General features: G+C 68.7%; 17 protein-coding genes, 2 tRNA genes and 2 pseudogenes. 4 read left to right on the top strand and 17 right to left on the bottom strand.

Annotation, left to right across the window (positions count from 1 at the left end; genetic code table 11):
- Positions 1–3: 3 nt before the first annotated feature.
- On the top strand, positions 4–843 hold the full coding sequence (locus tag DPM13_RS04430) for an ArgP/LysG family DNA-binding transcriptional regulator (protein ID WP_112887524.1): 840 nt from the start codon (positions 4–6) through the stop codon (positions 841–843).
- A gap of 35 nt (positions 844–878) precedes the next feature.
- Here DPM13_RS04430 and DPM13_RS04435 read toward each other — a convergent pair.
- The 10 genes and pseudogenes from DPM13_RS04435 to DPM13_RS04480 all read right to left on the bottom strand — a co-directional run bounded on the left by DPM13_RS04435 (position 879) and on the right by DPM13_RS04480 (position 7,177).
- Positions 879–1,622, bottom strand: a pseudogene (locus tag DPM13_RS04435) (YebC/PmpR family DNA-binding transcriptional regulator).
- Between the two features lie 68 nt (positions 1,623–1,690).
- Positions 1,691–1,930, bottom strand: a complete 240-nt coding sequence (locus DPM13_RS04440; RefSeq protein ID WP_028720164.1) for a ribbon-helix-helix domain-containing protein — start codon at positions 1,928–1,930, stop codon at positions 1,691–1,693.
- Complete coding sequence (locus DPM13_RS04445) at positions 1,923–2,141, bottom strand: DUF4169 family protein (RefSeq protein ID WP_223252337.1); 219 nt, start codon at positions 2,139–2,141, stop codon at positions 1,923–1,925. Before DPM13_RS04445 ends, DPM13_RS04440 begins: the two co-directional genes overlap by 8 nt.
- Before the next feature lies 1 nt (position 2,142).
- Positions 2,143–3,535 (bottom strand): annotated as a pseudogene (gene fumC / locus DPM13_RS04450) (class II fumarate hydratase).
- A gap of 78 nt (positions 3,536–3,613) precedes the next feature.
- Positions 3,614–4,174: a class I SAM-dependent methyltransferase gene (locus tag DPM13_RS04455; RefSeq protein ID WP_145963308.1), complete on the bottom strand. Its 561-nt coding sequence runs from the start codon at positions 4,172–4,174 to the stop codon at positions 3,614–3,616.
- A gap of 60 nt (positions 4,175–4,234) precedes the next feature.
- Complete coding sequence (locus DPM13_RS04460) at positions 4,235–4,708, bottom strand: SspB family protein (RefSeq protein ID WP_112887526.1); 474 nt, start codon at positions 4,706–4,708, stop codon at positions 4,235–4,237.
- 169 nt (positions 4,709–4,877) lie between these two features.
- Positions 4,878–4,954 (bottom strand) — tRNA-Asp (locus DPM13_RS04465).
- 27 nt (positions 4,955–4,981) lie between these two features.
- Positions 4,982–5,058: transfer RNA gene (locus DPM13_RS04470), tRNA-Asp, on the bottom strand.
- Between the two features lie 42 nt (positions 5,059–5,100).
- Positions 5,101–5,958 (bottom strand): hypothetical protein, encoded by an 858-nt coding sequence (locus DPM13_RS04475; protein ID WP_223252338.1) that lies wholly within the window; start codon positions 5,956–5,958, stop codon positions 5,101–5,103.
- A gap of 118 nt (positions 5,959–6,076) precedes the next feature.
- Positions 6,077–7,177, bottom strand: coding sequence for an anhydro-N-acetylmuramic acid kinase (locus tag DPM13_RS04480; protein ID WP_112887527.1), 1,101 nt, complete (start codon positions 7,175–7,177; stop codon positions 6,077–6,079).
- A 55-nt stretch (positions 7,178–7,232) separates the two neighbouring features.
- On the opposite strand from DPM13_RS04480, the gene tyrS reads away from it, so the two are divergent.
- Positions 7,233–8,471: a tyrosine--tRNA ligase gene (gene tyrS / locus DPM13_RS04485; RefSeq protein WP_112888695.1), complete on the top strand. Its 1,239-nt coding sequence runs from the start codon at positions 7,233–7,235 to the stop codon at positions 8,469–8,471.
- 34 nt (positions 8,472–8,505) lie between these two features.
- Here the strand turns inward: tyrS and DPM13_RS24800 are convergent, their stop codons facing one another.
- The 6 genes from DPM13_RS24800 to DPM13_RS04510 form a co-directional block, all read right to left on the bottom strand.
- Positions 8,506–8,640: a hypothetical protein gene (locus tag DPM13_RS24800; protein WP_262983254.1), complete on the bottom strand. Its 135-nt coding sequence runs from the start codon at positions 8,638–8,640 to the stop codon at positions 8,506–8,508.
- Entirely contained in the window at positions 8,637–9,230 is a 594-nt protein-coding gene (locus DPM13_RS04490; protein WP_223252339.1) for a hypothetical protein, read from the bottom strand. The genes DPM13_RS24800 and DPM13_RS04490 overlap by 4 nt, the downstream gene beginning before the upstream one ends.
- Before the next feature lie 2 nt (positions 9,231–9,232).
- Positions 9,233–10,690 carry a metal-dependent hydrolase family protein gene (locus DPM13_RS04495; protein WP_112888696.1) on the bottom strand — a complete coding sequence of 486 codons (1,458 nt, stop codon included), beginning with the start codon at positions 10,688–10,690 and terminating at the stop codon, positions 9,233–9,235.
- Between the two features lie 111 nt (positions 10,691–10,801).
- Positions 10,802–11,248 (bottom strand): DUF188 domain-containing protein, encoded by a 447-nt coding sequence (locus DPM13_RS04500; RefSeq protein ID WP_112887528.1) that lies wholly within the window; start codon positions 11,246–11,248, stop codon positions 10,802–10,804.
- Positions 11,249–11,315: 67 nt separating this feature from the next.
- Positions 11,316–11,909: a peptidylprolyl isomerase gene (locus DPM13_RS04505; protein WP_099648022.1), complete on the bottom strand. Its 594-nt coding sequence runs from the start codon at positions 11,907–11,909 to the stop codon at positions 11,316–11,318.
- Entirely contained in the window at positions 11,899–12,408 is a 510-nt protein-coding gene (locus tag DPM13_RS04510; RefSeq protein WP_028720152.1) for a peptidylprolyl isomerase, read from the bottom strand. Before DPM13_RS04510 ends, DPM13_RS04505 begins: the two co-directional genes overlap by 11 nt.
- 165 nt (positions 12,409–12,573) lie before the next feature.
- Between DPM13_RS04510 and DPM13_RS04515 the strand changes: the two genes are divergently transcribed.
- Positions 12,574–13,770, top strand: coding sequence for a phosphoglycerate kinase (locus tag DPM13_RS04515; protein ID WP_028720151.1), 1,197 nt, complete (start codon positions 12,574–12,576; stop codon positions 13,768–13,770).
- Between the two features lie 69 nt (positions 13,771–13,839).
- Here DPM13_RS04515 and DPM13_RS04520 read toward each other — a convergent pair whose 3' ends face one another.
- Positions 13,840–14,100, bottom strand: a complete 261-nt coding sequence (locus tag DPM13_RS04520; RefSeq protein WP_143809695.1) for a hypothetical protein — start codon at positions 14,098–14,100, stop codon at positions 13,840–13,842.
- Positions 14,101–14,223: 123 nt separating this feature from the next.
- Here DPM13_RS04520 and ftsY point away from each other — a divergent pair, with 123 nt between their 5' ends.
- Positions 14,224–15,345 (top strand): signal recognition particle-docking protein FtsY, encoded by a 1,122-nt coding sequence (ftsY, locus tag DPM13_RS04525; RefSeq protein ID WP_028720149.1) that lies wholly within the window; start codon positions 14,224–14,226, stop codon positions 15,343–15,345.
- Positions 15,346–15,358: the final 13 nt, after the last annotated feature.

The following is a 15,358-nucleotide window of genomic DNA, read 5'->3' on the forward strand; positions in this document are numbered from 1 at the left end:
CTGATGCTTGACTATCCCGCCCTGGCCGCGCTGGCCCAGATCATCCGGCGCGGCAGCTTCGAGGCGGCGGCCGCCAGCCTCGGCGTCACCCCCTCGGCCATCTCGCAGCGCATCAAGGCGCTCGAGGAGCGCATGGGCGAGGTGCTGGTCCATCGCGGCCCGCCGGCACGCGGCACCGACCGGGCCCTGCGGCTGGTCCAGCACCTGGATCAGGTGCTTATGCTGGAACGGGCGCTGACCGGCGAAACGGGCCCGGTCCACCTGCGGCTGGCCGTCAATGCCGACAGCCTGGCGACCTGGTTCCCGCCGGCGATGACGGCGCTCGATGCGCTCTATGACCTGGTGGTGGACGACCAGGACCACGCGCGCGACTGGCTGCGCCAGGGGCAGGTCGCGGCCGCGCTCAGCTCGGACCCGCAGCCGGTGCCGGGTTGCGACGCCATCGCCCTGGGCAAGATGCGCTACAGGGCCATGGCCGCGCCCGCCTTCGCCGCCCGCCACTTCCCCGACGGCCCTACGGCCGAGGCGCTTGCGGCCGCCCCGGCGGTCATCTTCAACCACAAGGACGCGGCCCAGGCCCGCTGGGCGCAGAGTGTCACCGGCCAGCGCCTGCATCTGACCGGCCACATGGTCCCCTCCTCCGAAGCCTTTGCCCGGGCGGTTGAACTGGGTCTGGGCTGGGGCATGATCCCGCAGGCGATGATCCGTCCGGGCATCGTCCCGCTTGCCGCCCTGCCGCTGGACATACCGCTTTACTGGCATGTCCAGCGCGCCCTGAAACCGGCGCTCTCGCCCCTGACCGCGGCCATACGAAAAAGGGCCGCGGCGGAACTGCGGCCCTGACTTTCACTGTTTCCCAAATACCCCCGCCGGAGGCGTCACTCCAGCTGGGCCGCGACGTCCTCGGGAATGTCGAAGTTGCCGGTGACGTTCTGCACGTCGTCGTCTTCCTCCAGCGCGTCCAGCAGCTTCATCAGCTTCGTGGCGGTCTCAAGGTCGATTTCGGTCGGGGCCTGCGGCTTCCAGATCAGCTTGGCGTGCTCGGATTCGCCCAGGGTCGCTTCCAGCGCGCTCGACACCTCGGCCAGGTCGGTGTCGGCGGTATAGATCCAGTGCCCGTCCTCGTCGCTTTCCACGTCCTCGGCGCCGGCCTCGATGGCAGCCATCATCACCGTGTCGGCGTCGCCGGCGCTGGCGGGATACAGGATCTCGCCCTTGCGGTCGAACATGAAGCTGACGCTGCCGGTCTGCCCCAGGTCGCCGCCGTATTTGGTGAAATAGCTGCGCACGTTCGATGCAGTGCGGTTGCGGTTGTCGGTCATCGCCTCGACGATGATCGCGATGCCATTCGGGCCGTAGCCCTCATAGCGGATCTCGTCATAGTTCTCGGCGTCGCCGCCCTGCGATTTCTTGATGGCGCGGTCGATCACGTCCTTGGGGACGGAATTCGACTTGGCCTCCTTGACCGCCAGGCGCAGGCGCGGGTTCTTGTCGCATCAGGGGTCGCCCATCATGGCGGCGACGGTGATCTCTTTGGCCAGCTTCGAAAACAGCTTCGAGCGCAGCTTGTCCTGCTTGCCCTTCCGGTGCTGGATGTTGGCCCATTTGCTATGGCCTGCCATGGTTCTTCCCAATGTTCATATGGAATATCGCAGGCGCTTTTAGGCGCCGAAGGCCGAAATCGCAAGCGTTAGCCCTGATGCCGGCCCAGTTCGGACAGGACGAACAGCCGCAACGCGGTCGCCAGCCCCACCTCGGGCGGGCGCCTGCTGTCGATGGCGGCGATCAGGCTGGCAGCGGTCTGGCCGCGCGCACGGGCGATGCCGCGCAATTCCTTCCAGAACGCGTCCTCCAGACTGACCGAGGTGCGGTGTCCGCCGATGGTTACCGATCGCTTGACCGGGGGGGTCATCGGCGGCAGGTCAGGCATCGCCGTCCCCGTCGTCGCGCCGGTCCGGACCAAGCATGTGCTGGTCCAGATGGCGGGCGGCGCGGGCGGCGGCATCGTCCTCGGCCTGGCGCTGCGCCTTGCTGCGGCCGAATTTCGCCGCATTCTGGTCGCCCTGCCTGCGGGCGGCATCGCGGGCGGCGCTCTTGCGCGCCGCCCGCAGGTTGATCACCTTGGGTCCGGACCCGATCACATCAGTCCTCGGGACCGACCATCTGCTCGGGGCGCACGATGCGGTCGAAGGTCTCGCCATCGACGAAGCCAAGGGCAATCGCCTCCTCGCGCAGGGTGGTGCCGTTCTTGTGCGCGGTCTTGGCGACCTTGGTCGCGTTGTCATAGCCGATGGTCGGCGCCAGCGCGGTCACCAGCATCAGCGATTCCTTCATCAGCTTCTCGAGCGCGGAATGTTGGCCAGCCAGCCACGACCATGTTGTCGGTGAACGACCCCGCCGCATCGCCCAGCAGCTGCATGGATTGCAGCACGTTATAGGACATCATCGGATTATAGACGTTCAGCTCGAAATGGCCCTGCGAACCGGCAAAGCCGACGGCCGCGTCATTGCCCATGACATGGGCGCAGACCATGGTCAGCGCCTCGGCCTGGGTCGGGTTCACCTTGCCCGGCATGATCGACGAGCCCGGCTCGTTTTCCGGCAGGATCAGTTCGCCCAGACCCGAACGCGGCCCCGAGCCCAGCAGCCGCATGTCGTTGGCGATCTTGAACAGCGAGCCTGCCACCGTCTTCAGCGCGCCCGAGAAGAACACCATCGCGTCATGCGCCGCCAGCGCCTCGAACTTGTTCGGCGCGGTGACGAAGGGCAGCCCGGTGATCTTGGCGATTTCCGCCGCAATGGCCGTGTCCCAGCCCTTCTTGGTGTTCAGCCCGGTGCCGACGGCGGTGCCGCCCTGAGCCAGTTCATAGATGTCGGACAGGGCCAGCTTCACCCGCTCGATGCCCTTCTGGACCTGGTGGGCGTAGCCGCCGAACTCCTGGCCCAGGGTCAGGGGCGTCGCATCCTGAGTATGGGTGCGGCCGATCTTGATGATGTCCTTGAATTCCTCCGACTTCGCGACCAGCGCCTTGTGCAGCTTTTCCAGTCCCGGGATCAGCACGTCGCGGGCCTGCATGGCGATCGCCACATGCATCGCGGTCGGGAAGGTGTCGTTCGAGGACTGCCCCATGTTCACATGGTCGTTCGGATGCACCGGCTTCTTCGAGCCCATCTCGCCGCCCAGGATCTCGATGGCGCGGTTCGAGATGACCTCGTTCGCGTTCATGTTCGACTGGGTGCCGGACCCGGTCTGCCACACGACCAGCGGGAAGTTGTCGTCGAACTTGCCTGCCGCCACTTCCTGCGCGGCCTGCACCATCGCCTGGCCCAGGGTGGAATCCAGGTTGCCCGTCGCCATGTTCACCTGGGCGGCGGCCTGCTTGATGATGCCCAGCGCGCGGATGATGGGCACGGGCTGCTTTTCCCAGCCGATGGGGAAGTTCTGGATCGAGCGCTGCGTCTGCGCCCCCCAATACTTGTCGGCGGGAACCTCGAGCGGGCCGAAGCTGTCGGTTTCGGTGCGGGTCTTGGTCATGTCATCATCCCTCACGGTTTTGCCGAGGGTTGTAGCCGCCAGCGGCCGGATTCGCAAATGGTATGCGAAAGTATGCCGTTAGCGATCACGGCCCTGGCAAAAGACATAGACCTGCGCCGGCGGCAGATTGGCCCAGATCCGGCGGCTTTTTTCGTGGACCAGGCCAAAGCGGGCGCGCACCGCCCCGGACAGGGGCGGCAGGGCGCCATAGGTGATCTGGACGAAGGGCGCGCCGGGCTTCATCATCGCCAGCGCGGCCCCGACGATGGCCGCCTGCAGTTCGTCCGGCATCGGCAATGTCGGCACGCCCGAGACGACCGCATCCAGGTCGCCCCGCCCGACATTCACCATCTCCTGCGCCGGCAGGTTGTGGACCCGCGCGCCGGGAAAGCGCTGGCGCAGCCGGTCGCAGAAGGCGGCGTTCAGCTCGTAAAGCTCCAGCCGCTCGGGCGGCAGGCCCCGCGCCAGGATGGCCTGGGTGATGGTGCCGGTGCCGGCGCCGATCTCGGCCACCGCCTGCATGTCGGGCGTGACGGGCCGCGCCATCTCGCGCGCGGCCGAACGGCCGGTGGGGGCGACGGCGCGGATTTCTCCGGGCCGGCGCAGAAACTGGCCAAGAAACAACGACAGATCGGACAAGGCGGCCTCCAGCTATGCGAAGACCGCCCTATTGCTTGCCGGTGACAGGGATATGACCGCCTACTTGCGCCACTTGTCCAGACTGACGACCTCGCCCCCGCCCTTGGGGGCATCCTCGGCGCCTTCGCCGCCGTCCGAGGCGTCGTCCGCCTCGTCCTCATCCTCGTCCTCGTCATCTTCGACCTGGGTCTCGAACCGCAGGCCGAATTCGACCGAGGGATCGACGAAGGTGCGCAGCGCATCGAAGGGGATGTACAGCGGCTCGGGCGAATCGCCAAAGTTCAGGGTGATGGCAAAACCCTCCGGCCGGACCTCCAAGCTGTCGAACCAGTGCTGGATGACGATGGTCATCTCCTCGGGATAGCGCTCCCGCAGCCAGTCGGCCATCTCCACGTCCGGGTCGCGGGTATCGAAGGTGATGAAGAAATGATGATCGCCCGGCAGGCCCTCCCGGGCGACGGCATCCAGGACATCCGCGATCAGCCGCTGCATGGCACGGTGCATCATCCCGCCGTAATCAATTCCGCGCGCCATCAGCGTCTCCCCTGCTTTCTTGGGCCAAGCATAGGGTTTTGCGCCCCGATGAAAAGCCCCCTAGCGCCCGCATTCGGGCACCCCCGCAGGGTTTCACCGTTTTCCAAATACCCATGCAACGGCCCGAGCCAAGGCCGGCGCCGCCTGTCGGAAAGGGGGAAAAGGAAAATGGCGCGGTTGACGGGGCTCGAACCCGCGACCCCCGGCGTGACAGGCCGGTACTCTAACCAACTGAGCTACAACCGCGCTTTTCGTGACGATAACTGGAAATGGTGGCGCGGTTGACGGGGCTCGAACCCGCGACCCCCGGCGTGACAGGCCGGTACTCTAACCAACTGAGCTACAACCGCGCAGACCATTTCCCCGGATCGTCGTCCGGGGTGCGAGGGGGTTTACGCATGCCCGCCGGCCCCGTCAAGGCCGATCTTGCCTAAAAAAGCCAAAGGGGCGCCCGAAAGGACGCCCCCGTCAGCCTTGCCTTCGGACCGGGTCAGCGGCGCACGGTCTTTTCGTCGAAATCGGGCAGCGCCTGCAGTTCCTCCTTGGTGTAGTTCGTGGCAAAGAACGTGTCGTTGCCCACGGTCACCAGGTGGATCGCGTCGACGCCCAGCAGCACCTTTTCGCACCGATGCCCAGGAAGCCGCCGATATCGGCGACATAGCCCACGACATTGCCCGATCGTCCAGCACGATGTCGTTGACCTTGGCGATGTCCTGCCATTCGGCGGGACGCTGATCCAGCGCGGGATCGACCCATTCCGTGGACGAAGGCTGGTTCGTCGTCCAGATCCGGCGGCTGGTCAGCCACGAGCCCAACAGCCCCGGCTCGGTCTCCGAGATCGCGGGCGCGTTCACGTCGGGGGGCGTCACCGGCGTCTCGGCGGCCGCATCCACCGCCGCATCGGCGGCGTCCGAGGCGGAGTCCTGCGCATCCTCGGCCGCCGCGGCCGCATCGTCGGCGGCCTCGCTGTCCATGTCGGCGGCGGTGGCCGCGTCATCGGTCGCGGTCGCGGCGGCGTCAGCCGCGCTGTCGGCCGCGGCGGCGGCCTCATCCGCGGCCTGTTCGGCCGCCGCTCCGGCCTGGTCGGCGGCCTTGTCGGCGGCATCCTCGGCCTGTTGCGCCGCGTTCTCGGCGGCGTCGGCCGCGTTCTCGGCCGCCTGCTCGGCAGTCGGGGCCGGCGTGGCGGTCTGGGCATGAGCAGCCGGCGCAACAAGGGCCAGGGCGGTCGCTGCGATCACAAGCGGTTTCATCAAGAGGTCCTCCGATTATCGTCATCCGCGACGGCCAAGCCGCCGCGCTGGGGGGCAAACGCCGGAATTTGTATCATCGTTCCCGACAGTTGGCGCTTTTGCGGCAGACCGGGCGCGGTCAGCGCCGGGGATGGCTGATCCGGCCGCCGCAGACCGGCCCGGGCGCGCCCGTCGTTCCGGGGCCAGAGGTCGGCAGGCCCCGCAAGACCCGCACGGCAAGCCAGCCGAAGGCCTGCGCCTCGAGCATGTCGCCATCGAGGCCGGCCCGCTCGACCGGGGCGACGGCGCAGGGCAGGCGCCGCTCCAGCGCGGCCATCATCGCGCCATTGTGCCGCCCGCCGCCGCAGACCAGCACCAGCGCCGGGACCTGCGGCACCAGCGCCAGCCCCGCCGCGACCGCCGCCGCCGCCGCATGGGTCAATGTCGCCGCCGCATCGGCATCGCCCAGATGCGCCACGTCCAGCACGCCGGCGAAGGCATCGCGGTCCAGCGACTTCGGCAGGGGCCGCGCGAAATGGGGGTGGCGCAGGAAGGCCGCGATCACCGCCTCGTCCGGGATGCCCTGCGCGGCCAGCGCCCCGCCCTGGTCCCGCGCCAGCCCCAGGCGCGCGCGCATCAGATCGTTCAGCGGCGCATTGGCCGGGCCGGTGTCGAAGGCGACGCAGGCGCCCGGCGCCTCGGGCGCGGGGGCGGCGGGATCGGCGACGGTCAGGTTGCCGACCCCGCCCAGGTTCAGAAAGCCCACAGGCCGGGGCGCAAGCAGGTCCTGCGCCACCGCCCATTCCGCGCAGGCCCAATGAAAGAAGGGCGCCAGCGGCGCGCCCTCGCCACCCTGGCGCAGGTCCTCGGAGCGGAAATCCCAGACCACCGGGCGGCCGAGCCGGCGGGCCAGCGCCGCCCCGTTCCCCGCCTGATGCGTGCCGCGCCCGCCGGGGTCATGCGCCAGGGTCTGGCCATGATAGCCGACCAGTTCCGCCTCGGGGAACCCCGCGGCCAGATCGGCATGGGCCGCGACCGAAAGCGCCGCCGCCTCGGCCACGTCAGGCCCGCCGGGCCACTGGCCCAGCGCGCCGTGCAGCAGCCCCGATTCATTGCCCGAATAGGCGCGAAAGGCGCTGCGGCCAAAGCCTGCGATGCGCAGGCCGTCCGTCTCGATCAGCGCCGCGTCCACCCCGTCCAGCGAGGTTCCCGACATCATCCCCAGGGCCTGGATCATCATGCTTTCCCTTTTTCCGCCCGAACGGTATATCCGCGCCATTCGAAAGGAACAGCCCATGACATACCGTGCCAAATCCGACTTTCTGCATGTGATGATCGAACGCGGCTATCTGGCGGACTGCACCGACCTGCAGGCGCTGGACGAGGCGCTGATCGAAGGTTCGATGACGGCCTATATCGGGTATGACGCGACGGCAGCCAGCCTGCATGTCGGGCACCTTCTGAACATCATGATGCTGCGCTGGTTCCAAAGGACCGGCAACCGGCCGATCACGCTGATGGGCGGCGGCACGACCAAGGTGGGCGACCCCAGCTTCCGCAGCGAGGAGCGCCCGCTGCTGACCCCGGATGCGATCCAGGCGAACATCGACGGCATGCAGCAGGTCTTTGCCCGCTACCTCGATTACGGCGAGGGGCGCGCGATGATGCTCAACAACGCCGAATGGCTGGACAGCCTGAACTACCTCGATTTCCTGCGCGACATCGGCCGGCATTTCAGCGTCAACCGGATGCTGAGCTTTGAATCGGTCAAGTCGCGGCTGGACCGCGAGCAATCGCTCAGCTTCCTCGAATTCAACTACATGATCCTGCAGGCCTATGACTTCCTGGAACTGTACCGGCGCTACGACTGCCGGCTGCAGATGGGCGGCTCGGACCAGTGGGGCAATATCGTCAACGGCATCGACCTGACCCGCCGCGTGCTGGATGGCGAGATCTGGGGCCTGACTTCGCCGCTGCTGACGACCAGCGACGGGCGCAAGATGGGCAAGTCGGCGGGCGGCGCGGTCTGGCTGAACGGCGCGATGCTGTCGCCTTATGAATTCTGGCAGTTCTGGCGCAACACCACAGACGCCGACGTCGGCCGGTTCCTGAAGCTTTACACCGACCTGCCGGTCGCGGAATGCAACCGCCTGGGCGCGCTGTCGGGATCCGAGATCAACGCCGCCAAGATCATCCTGGCCAACGAGGTGACGACGCTTCTGCACGGCGCCGAGGCGGCGGCGTCGGCCGAGGCCACCGCGCGCGAGGTCTTCGAGCAGGGCGGCGCCGGCGGCGATCTCGAGGTGGTGACGATCGGCGCCGATGCGCTGCCCGTCTCGGTGGTGCAGATGCTGGCCCAGACCGGCATCGCGGCCTCGGGGAAAGAGGCCAAGCGCCTGATCGCCGAGGGTGGCCTGCGGCTGAACAACGAGGCGGTCAGCGACCCGCAGCTTGCGGTCGATGCCGGGCTGATCGGCGACGGGCTGAAGGTCTCGGTCGGGAAAAAGAAGCACCGCATGGTGCGGGTGGGTTAAGGCGGCAAGGCCGGGGGCGACCCCGGCCTTTTCGTCAGAAGCGCCAGGTGGCGCCCAGGATCGGCCCGGCCATGGTCACGTCCAGCCGTGTGCCGCCATCGCGATAATCGACGTTCAGCTGGCGATAGCCGGCCGAGACGTAAAGCTGGTCGGTGACCTGATAATTCACCGTGGCCAGGAACTGGCTGGTATGCTCGGACCCCGCGCCGAAGCCGCCGACATCGGCATAGAGGATCGCCGACCACTGCGGCGCCAGCGTGACATTGGCCCGCAGCGCGACGATGGGATCGACGAAATCCTTGCTGGGCGAGGCCGAGCGCGCGCCGCCCGCGACCGAATCCGGCCCTTGACCCGCCAGGCGCGGGCACCGGCCAGCGCATCCAGCGTCATGCGGTCGTTCGAGACCGCCCGCCAGCCGGCCAGCAGCGTCAGCGAGCGCTGCGTGACCTTGCCCTCGGCCGGCAGGCCCGGCGGCAGGGTGCCGGCCTTGGAACTTGTCGACCAGCTCAGATCGCCCATCAGCACCAGCCGGTCGCGCCGGGCGAAGCCCGACAGGAAGAAGGCGCCGTCGGTATCCTCGAGCACTTCGGACAGCGACTTGTCGAAGGACAGCGTCGGCGCCCCGGCAAACGGCGTCACGTCGCCGCCCAGGCCCGCGCCCCAGACATAGGGCGTGATCTGCCCCGACCAGTCCTGCGCCATGGCGGGGGCAAGCCCCGTGGAAAGCACCGCCGCGGCGGCCGCCAGGAATTTGCGCATCCTCATCCCCCCTGCAACTCGTTCTTGAACAGCCGGCCGTTCTTCATGATCAGCCGCAGATTGGCCGTATCGGCCAGCCAGTCGAGGCTCGCCTCGGTGTCGCCGTCGATGACCAGAAGGTCGGCCAGCGCATCCTCGGCGATCACCCCCAGCCGCCCGTCATAGGGCGCGCGCCCGCCCGACAGCGCCAGCAGCGCGCCGGCCGCGCCGGTCGCGCGATGCAGCGCCGCCAGCGGCGACATGAAGCGCGCGAGCTTCGCCAGCTGCCGACCCTGCGATTCGCCGCCGCCATACAGGATGTCGGTGCCGAAGGCCCAGTTGACCTTGTGCTTCTCGGCCCATTCGAAGGCCTGCACCGTGCCCTCGGCCACCGCCTTTTGCGCGGCGACGGCCTTGGGGTCGGTGTAGGTATTGGCGTCCTCGTCCTGGAGGAACGGCTGGATCGACCACCAGGTGCCGCGGTCGGCCATCATGCGCACGGTATCCTCGTCGGCCAGCTGGCCATGCTCGATGGACTTCACCCCGGCCTCGATGCAGCGGCGGATGCCGGGCGCGGTATAGACATGGGCGCAGACATAGGTGCCCCAATCGGCGGCCGCATCCACGGCCGCCCGCATCTCGTCCAGGGTGAACTGAAGCGATTCCAACGGGTCGTATTGCGAGGCGACGCCGCCGCCGGCGCTGATCTTGATCTGGCTCGCGCCCTTCATCAGCTGCTCGCGCGTGCGGCGCAGCACCTCGGGCACGCCGTCGGCCAGCGCGGTCATGCCCTGCCGGGTCGCGTAATCCGCCGGATCCGAGGGCATCATCGGCAGCGCGTTCGAAAAGCGGAAATCGCCATGACCCGAGGTCTGCGACAGGATCGCGCCCGAGGGGAAGATCCGCGGCCCGGTCACCACGCCGCGGTCGATGGCCGCCTGCAGCCCGAAGGCCGGGCCGCCGACGTCGCGGACCGTGGTGAAGCCGCGCATCAGCGTCGCGCCAGCCTGCTGGCCGGCGATCAGGTGGACAAAGCCGATGTCCTGGGTCATCGCGGCGATCTGGCTGATGCCGCACAGCGTCGCATGCCAATGGGTGTCGATCAGGCCGGGGATGACCGTGCGTCCGCCGCAGTCGATGCGCTCGGCGTCCTGCGGCCCCTGCCCGGCCCCCGGCAGCGCGGCGATGCGGCCGGAATCGACCAGGATCTCGACCCCCTCGCGCAGGGACAGGGCCTGGCCGTCGAACAGCCGCAGGTTGGTCAGCAGCAGCGGCCTGGCCGGGGTCTGGGCGCGCAGTTCGCGCGGCGCCAGGCCGAAGCCCGCGAACATGCCGACCACCGCGGCCATGCCGCCGATCATCTGCCGGCGCGAGATGTCGGCCTCGATCCGGGCCATGGCGGCCAGTGTCTGGGGGCTGCCGCATTGGCAGAAACGCACCGCGCCGGTGCTTGCGACGGTTTCAAGGCAGGTCAGGCACATGCGCGCTCCGTATGTCGAGACGGCCCGCGTCACCCGACCCGCGGCGATGCGAACATATCAGGCTTATCTGTCGTTGCTGGCAACAGGATTTCCGCGGCGACCGCGCTTGCCCTAGCGCGGCTGCACGCGCACCGCCGCCGCCATGACCCGGTCCAGCGCCTGCAGGAATCGCGCGCGGTCGGCCTTGGAGAATGCCGCGCCGCTGCCTTGCCGGAACGGGTCGGCCGTGCGCAGGTCCTGCATCATGTCCTCGGCGAGCGACCGGAATCCCGCGCCGCGTTTCTCCACCTGGTCCACGATGTCGAGAAGATCCTTCAGGGAACGGGCCAGGCGATCGTACTTCGTCACCGTCACCACGTCGCCCGGCCGCAACTGATCGAGCAGCCGGTCGGCCACGGCCGGGCCCTCGGGCACGATCTGCAGGGACACGAAGGGGTTCGGCGACGGGCGCAGCCCGCCGTTGCAGACCAGGACCATCGGCAGGCGCAGGCGGGTGGCGACGCGCTCGGCCTCGGCCTTGACCGGGCAGGCGTCGGCGTCGATGTAAAGCGTGGTCATGGGCGGGCTCCGGGTTGGAAAAGCCCCGCGCAAGGGCGGGGCTTTCGGCTGTGGGCAGGGGCCGGGATCACTCCTCGACCGTGACCTTCAGCATGTAGTCGGGATCGACCACCGCGCCATTGGCGGCCGGGTCGCCCTTCTTGATCGCGTTCAGCACATCCCAGCCGTCGACCAGCTGGCCGACGACGGTATACTGCCCGTCCAGGAAATCGGCCGGGGCCAGGTCGATGAAGAACTGGCTGTTGGCGCTGTTCGGGTCCTGCGAGCGCGCCATGCCCACCGTGCCGCGTTGAAAGCTCACGTCGTTGAACTCGGCCGCAAGGTCGGGCAGGTCCGAGCCGCCCATGCCGGCCCGCGCCGTGTCCGCGCCATGCTTGCCATAGGCCACGTCACCGGTCTGGGCCATGAAGCCTTCGAGCACGCGATGGAACACCACCCCGTCATAGGCGCCCGACTTGGCCAGCCCCGTCAGGCGCTCGACATGCTTGGGGGCCTTCTCGGGGTAAAGGTCCAGGACGATCCTACCCTTGGGCGCGCCCGAGGCGTCGGCGACCTCGATCACCAGGTTCGGGCCGGGGCCGTCGGTGACGCCGGGAAGCCCTTCGGCCTGGGCCGCGCCGGCGGCCAGGACCAGCGCGGGGATCAGCGCCTTACGCCACATCGGCAGCCACCTTGACCGAGATCATGCGGTCGGGGTTCGCCGGCGGCTCGCCGCGGGCGATCTTGTCCACCGCCTCCATGCCCGAGACGACCCGGCCATAGACCGTGTATTGCCCGTTCAGGAAATGGTTGTCGCTGAAATTGATGAAGAACTGGCTGTTGGCGCTGTTCGGGTTCATCGAGCGCGCGGCGCCGAGCGTTCCCCGGTCATGCGGCAGGCGCGAGAACTCGGCCGGCAGGTCCGGCAGGTCCGACCCGCCCGTGCCCGCGCGGCCGGGATTGTAGCCCTGCTCCATATTGGCGTGCTCCACGTCGCCGGTCTGGGCCATGAAACCCTCGATCACGCGGTGGAAGGCCACGTTGTCGTATTTTCCGGCGCGGGCCAGCTCTTTCATCCGCTCGACATGCTTGGGCGCCACGTCGGGCAAAAGCTCGATGACGACGGGGCCGTCCTTCAGCTCGATGATCACCGTGTTCTCGGGATCCTTGATCTCGGCCATGGGGGTTCTCCTTCTGATGGCTCGGGGGTCAGGCATAAGCGTTTCGTCACAGCCATACAACGCCGCCATTGCGCACGGGTTCGGAACCGGCGCAGGTTGACGGCAATGTCATCTTGCGGGACAACCGCCCACGGCAGCGTGAGGCCCATCAGGAAAGGGAGACCCATGGCGGATTTCAACACGATCGACGACCTCGACCTTGATGGCAAGGTGGTCCTGACCCGCGTGGACGTGAACGTCCCGGTGGAAAACGGACAGGTGACCGACGCCACCCGGATCGAAAAGATCGTGCCGACGGTCAAGGACATCCAGGCGCGGGGCGGCATCCCGGTCCTGCTGGCCCATTTCGACCGGCCCAAGGGCAAGCGTGTCGATGCGATGAGCCTGAAGGTCGTCATCCCCGCGCTGGAAAAGGCCCTGGGCCAGACCGTCAAGTTCGCCGACGAGGCCATCGGCGGTCCCGCCAAGCGCGTCGTGGCCGACCTGCGCCCCGGCGACGTGGCCCTGCTGGAAAACACCCGCTTCTATCCCGGCGAAGAGGCGAACGATCCCACCTTCGCCGCCTCGCTGGCCGCGCTGGGGCAGGCCTATGTCAATGACGCATTCTCGGCCGCGCACCGGGCCCATGCCTCGACCGAAGGGATCGCGCGGCTGCTGCCCTCGGCCGCGGGGCGGCTGATGGAGGCGGAACTCAAGGCGCTGGACGCGGCGCTTGGCAATCCGCAACGCCCGGTCGTCGCGGTGGTGGGCGGGGCCAAGGTCTCGACCAAGCTGGACCTGCTGGGCAACCTGATCTCCAAGGTGGACCACCTGGTGATCGGCGGCGGCATGGCCAACACCTTCCTGGTGGCCCAGGGCATCGAGGTCGGCACGTCGCTGGCCGAACGCGACATGGCCGACACCGCGCGCGAGATCCTGGACAAGGCCCAGGGTGCAGGCTGCGCGATTCACCTGCCGGTCGACGTGGTGGTGGCGCGCGAGTTCAAGGCCGGAGCCGAGAACGAGACGGTCGCCGCGACCGCCTGCCCGGCCGATGCGATGATCCTGGACGCCGGGCCGCAGACCGTGGCGAAGATCCGCGAGGTCTTCGAGGCCTCGCGCACGCTGATCTGGAACGGCCCGCTGGGCGCCTTCGAGATCGCGCCCTTCGACGCCGCGACCAATGCCGCCGCGCAAGAGGCGGCGCGGCTGACGCGCGAAGGCAAGCTGATTTCCGTGGCCGGCGGCGGCGATACGGTCGCGGCGCTGAACAAGGCCGGGGTCGCGGGCGACTTCACCTTCATCTCGACCGCCGGCGGCGCCTTCCTGGAATGGATGGAGGGCAAGGTACTGCCCGGTGTCGCGGCGCTGGAACGGCGCTGATCCCCTTGGGCAGCCATGAAGGAAGGGGGCCGTCGAGGCCCCCTTTTTCATTCGCGCTAGTTGGCCGCGCTAGTTGGCCGCCGGCTGGGCCGGTTCGGGCGGTGCGCCCGTGGCCGGCGTTCCGGGCGCGGGCGAGCCTTCGCGCACGTTTTCGGCGCCGCCGGCCGGGGCCTGCGTGGATTCGATGCGGCTGACATCGCCTTCCTCGCGCGGCTCGGCGCCCATCCACCAGAACCAGGCGGCGGCGGCGGCAAGAAGCGCCACGGCGATGCCGATGATCGGGCCGGGATGGCGCCTCGCGGCGCGTTCGGGTTCGGTGTTGTGGGACATGGCATCCTCCTTGTCGCTGTCAACGCGGGCTGTGCGCGCGGGTTCCGGCAGGGCGGCGATGCTGCCCTTTTCCTTTCGGCGCGGAAAGCCTAGGTTCTGGGCCACAGGAACAAGGGTGGGCTGATGTCTTTCTTCTCGAAACTGCGCGACCGGCTGACGCGGTCCTCGTCCAAGATCGGCGCGGGGCTTGAGGATATCGTCTCGGAAGGCGCGGATCAGGAACAGCCGGTGCCCGGCCGGGCGGAACCGCCCATGACCGAGGGGCTGGCCCCCGCCCCGGCGCCCACGGCCCAGCCCATGCCGGTGCGGCTGCCCGAGCCGGCCGAGCCTGCGGCCGATCCGGCGGCCCCCGCCGCGCGCCCCGGCCTGCTGGGCCGCCTGTTCGGGGGCGGGGCCGCTGTCGCCGAGCCCCGGCGCGAACTGGACGACGAGATGCTGGAAAGCCTGGAGGACATGCTGGTCCAGGCCGACATGGGGGTGGAAACCGCCCTGCGCGTCACCGCCAACATCGCCGAAGGGCGGATGGGGCGGCGCATCTCGGCCACCGAGCTCAAGGAACTGCTGGCCGGAGAGATCGCCCGGATCATGGAGCCGGTCGCCAAGCCGCTGCCGATCTATCCCAAGCGGCCGCAGGTGGTGCTGGTGGTGGGGGTGAACGGATCGGGCAAGACCACGACCATCGGCAAGCTCGCCAGCCAGTTCAAGGCGGCGGGCAAGAACGTGGTGATCGCGGCGGGCGATACCTTTCGCGCGGCGGCGGTGGAACAGTTGCAGGTCTGGGGCAGGCGCGCGGGCGTTCCGGTGATGACCGCGCCCGAGGGCTCGGACCCTGCGAGCCTGGCCTATGACGCGATGAACCGGGCCGAGGCCGAGGGCGCCGACCTGCTGATGATCGACACCGCCGGCCGGCTGCAGAACCGCCAGGACCTGATGGAGGAACTGGCCAAGATCGTCCGCGTCATCCGCAAGAAGGACCCCTCGGCGCCGCACAACACCCTGCTGGTGCTGGACGCGACCACCGGGCAGAACGCACTGAGCCAGGTCGAGACCTTCCAGAAGCTGGCCGATGTGTCGGGGCTGGTCATGACCAAGCTGGACGGGACGGCCCGCGGCGGCGTGCTGGTGGCGCTGGCCGACCGCTTCGGCCTGCCGATCCATGCGATCGGCGTCGGCGAGCAGATCGACGACCTGGACGCCTTCGACGCGCGGGACTTTGCCCGCGCGCTGGTGGGCCTGGGGGAATAAGGCGGGGGGACGC

It is taken from the genome of Paracoccus mutanolyticus, assembly GCF_003285265.1.
Classification (GTDB): domain Bacteria; phylum Pseudomonadota; class Alphaproteobacteria; order Rhodobacterales; family Rhodobacteraceae; genus Paracoccus; species Paracoccus yeei.

What these genes read in the sequence shown, in the direction of transcription:
- DPM13_RS04430 (WP_112887524.1), top strand. Translation starts at nt 4, where the DNA reads ATGCTTGACTATCCCGCCCTGGCCGCGCTGGCCCAGATCATCCGGCGC.
- DPM13_RS04440 (WP_028720164.1), bottom strand. Translation starts at nt 1,930, where the DNA reads ATGCCTGACCTGCCGCCGATGACCCCCCCGGTCAAGCGATCGGTAACC.
- DPM13_RS04460 (WP_112887526.1), bottom strand. Translation starts at nt 4,708, where the DNA reads ATGGCGCGCGGAATTGATTACGGCGGGATGATGCACCGTGCCATGCAG.
- DPM13_RS04475 (WP_223252338.1), bottom strand. Translation starts at nt 5,958, where the DNA reads ATGAAACCGCTTGTGATCGCAGCGACCGCCCTGGCCCTTGTTGCGCCG.
- DPM13_RS04480 (WP_112887527.1), bottom strand. Translation starts at nt 7,177, where the DNA reads ATGATGATCCAGGCCCTGGGGATGATGTCGGGAACCTCGCTGGACGGG.
- tyrS (WP_112888695.1), top strand. Translation starts at nt 7,233, where the DNA reads ATGACATACCGTGCCAAATCCGACTTTCTGCATGTGATGATCGAACGC.
- DPM13_RS04490 (WP_223252339.1), bottom strand. Translation starts at nt 9,230, where the DNA reads ATGCGCAAATTCCTGGCGGCCGCCGCGGCGGTGCTTTCCACGGGGCTT.
- DPM13_RS04495 (WP_112888696.1), bottom strand. Translation starts at nt 10,690, where the DNA reads ATGTGCCTGACCTGCCTTGAAACCGTCGCAAGCACCGGCGCGGTGCGT.
- DPM13_RS04500 (WP_112887528.1), bottom strand. Translation starts at nt 11,248, where the DNA reads ATGACCACGCTTTACATCGACGCCGACGCCTGCCCGGTCAAGGCCGAG.
- DPM13_RS04505 (WP_099648022.1), bottom strand. Translation starts at nt 11,909, where the DNA reads ATGTGGCGTAAGGCGCTGATCCCCGCGCTGGTCCTGGCCGCCGGCGCG.
- DPM13_RS04510 (WP_028720152.1), bottom strand. Translation starts at nt 12,408, where the DNA reads ATGGCCGAGATCAAGGATCCCGAGAACACGGTGATCATCGAGCTGAAG.
- DPM13_RS04515 (WP_028720151.1), top strand. Translation starts at nt 12,574, where the DNA reads ATGGCGGATTTCAACACGATCGACGACCTCGACCTTGATGGCAAGGTG.
- DPM13_RS04520 (WP_143809695.1), bottom strand. Translation starts at nt 14,100, where the DNA reads ATGTCCCACAACACCGAACCCGAACGCGCCGCGAGGCGCCATCCCGGC.
- ftsY (WP_028720149.1), top strand. Translation starts at nt 14,224, where the DNA reads ATGTCTTTCTTCTCGAAACTGCGCGACCGGCTGACGCGGTCCTCGTCC.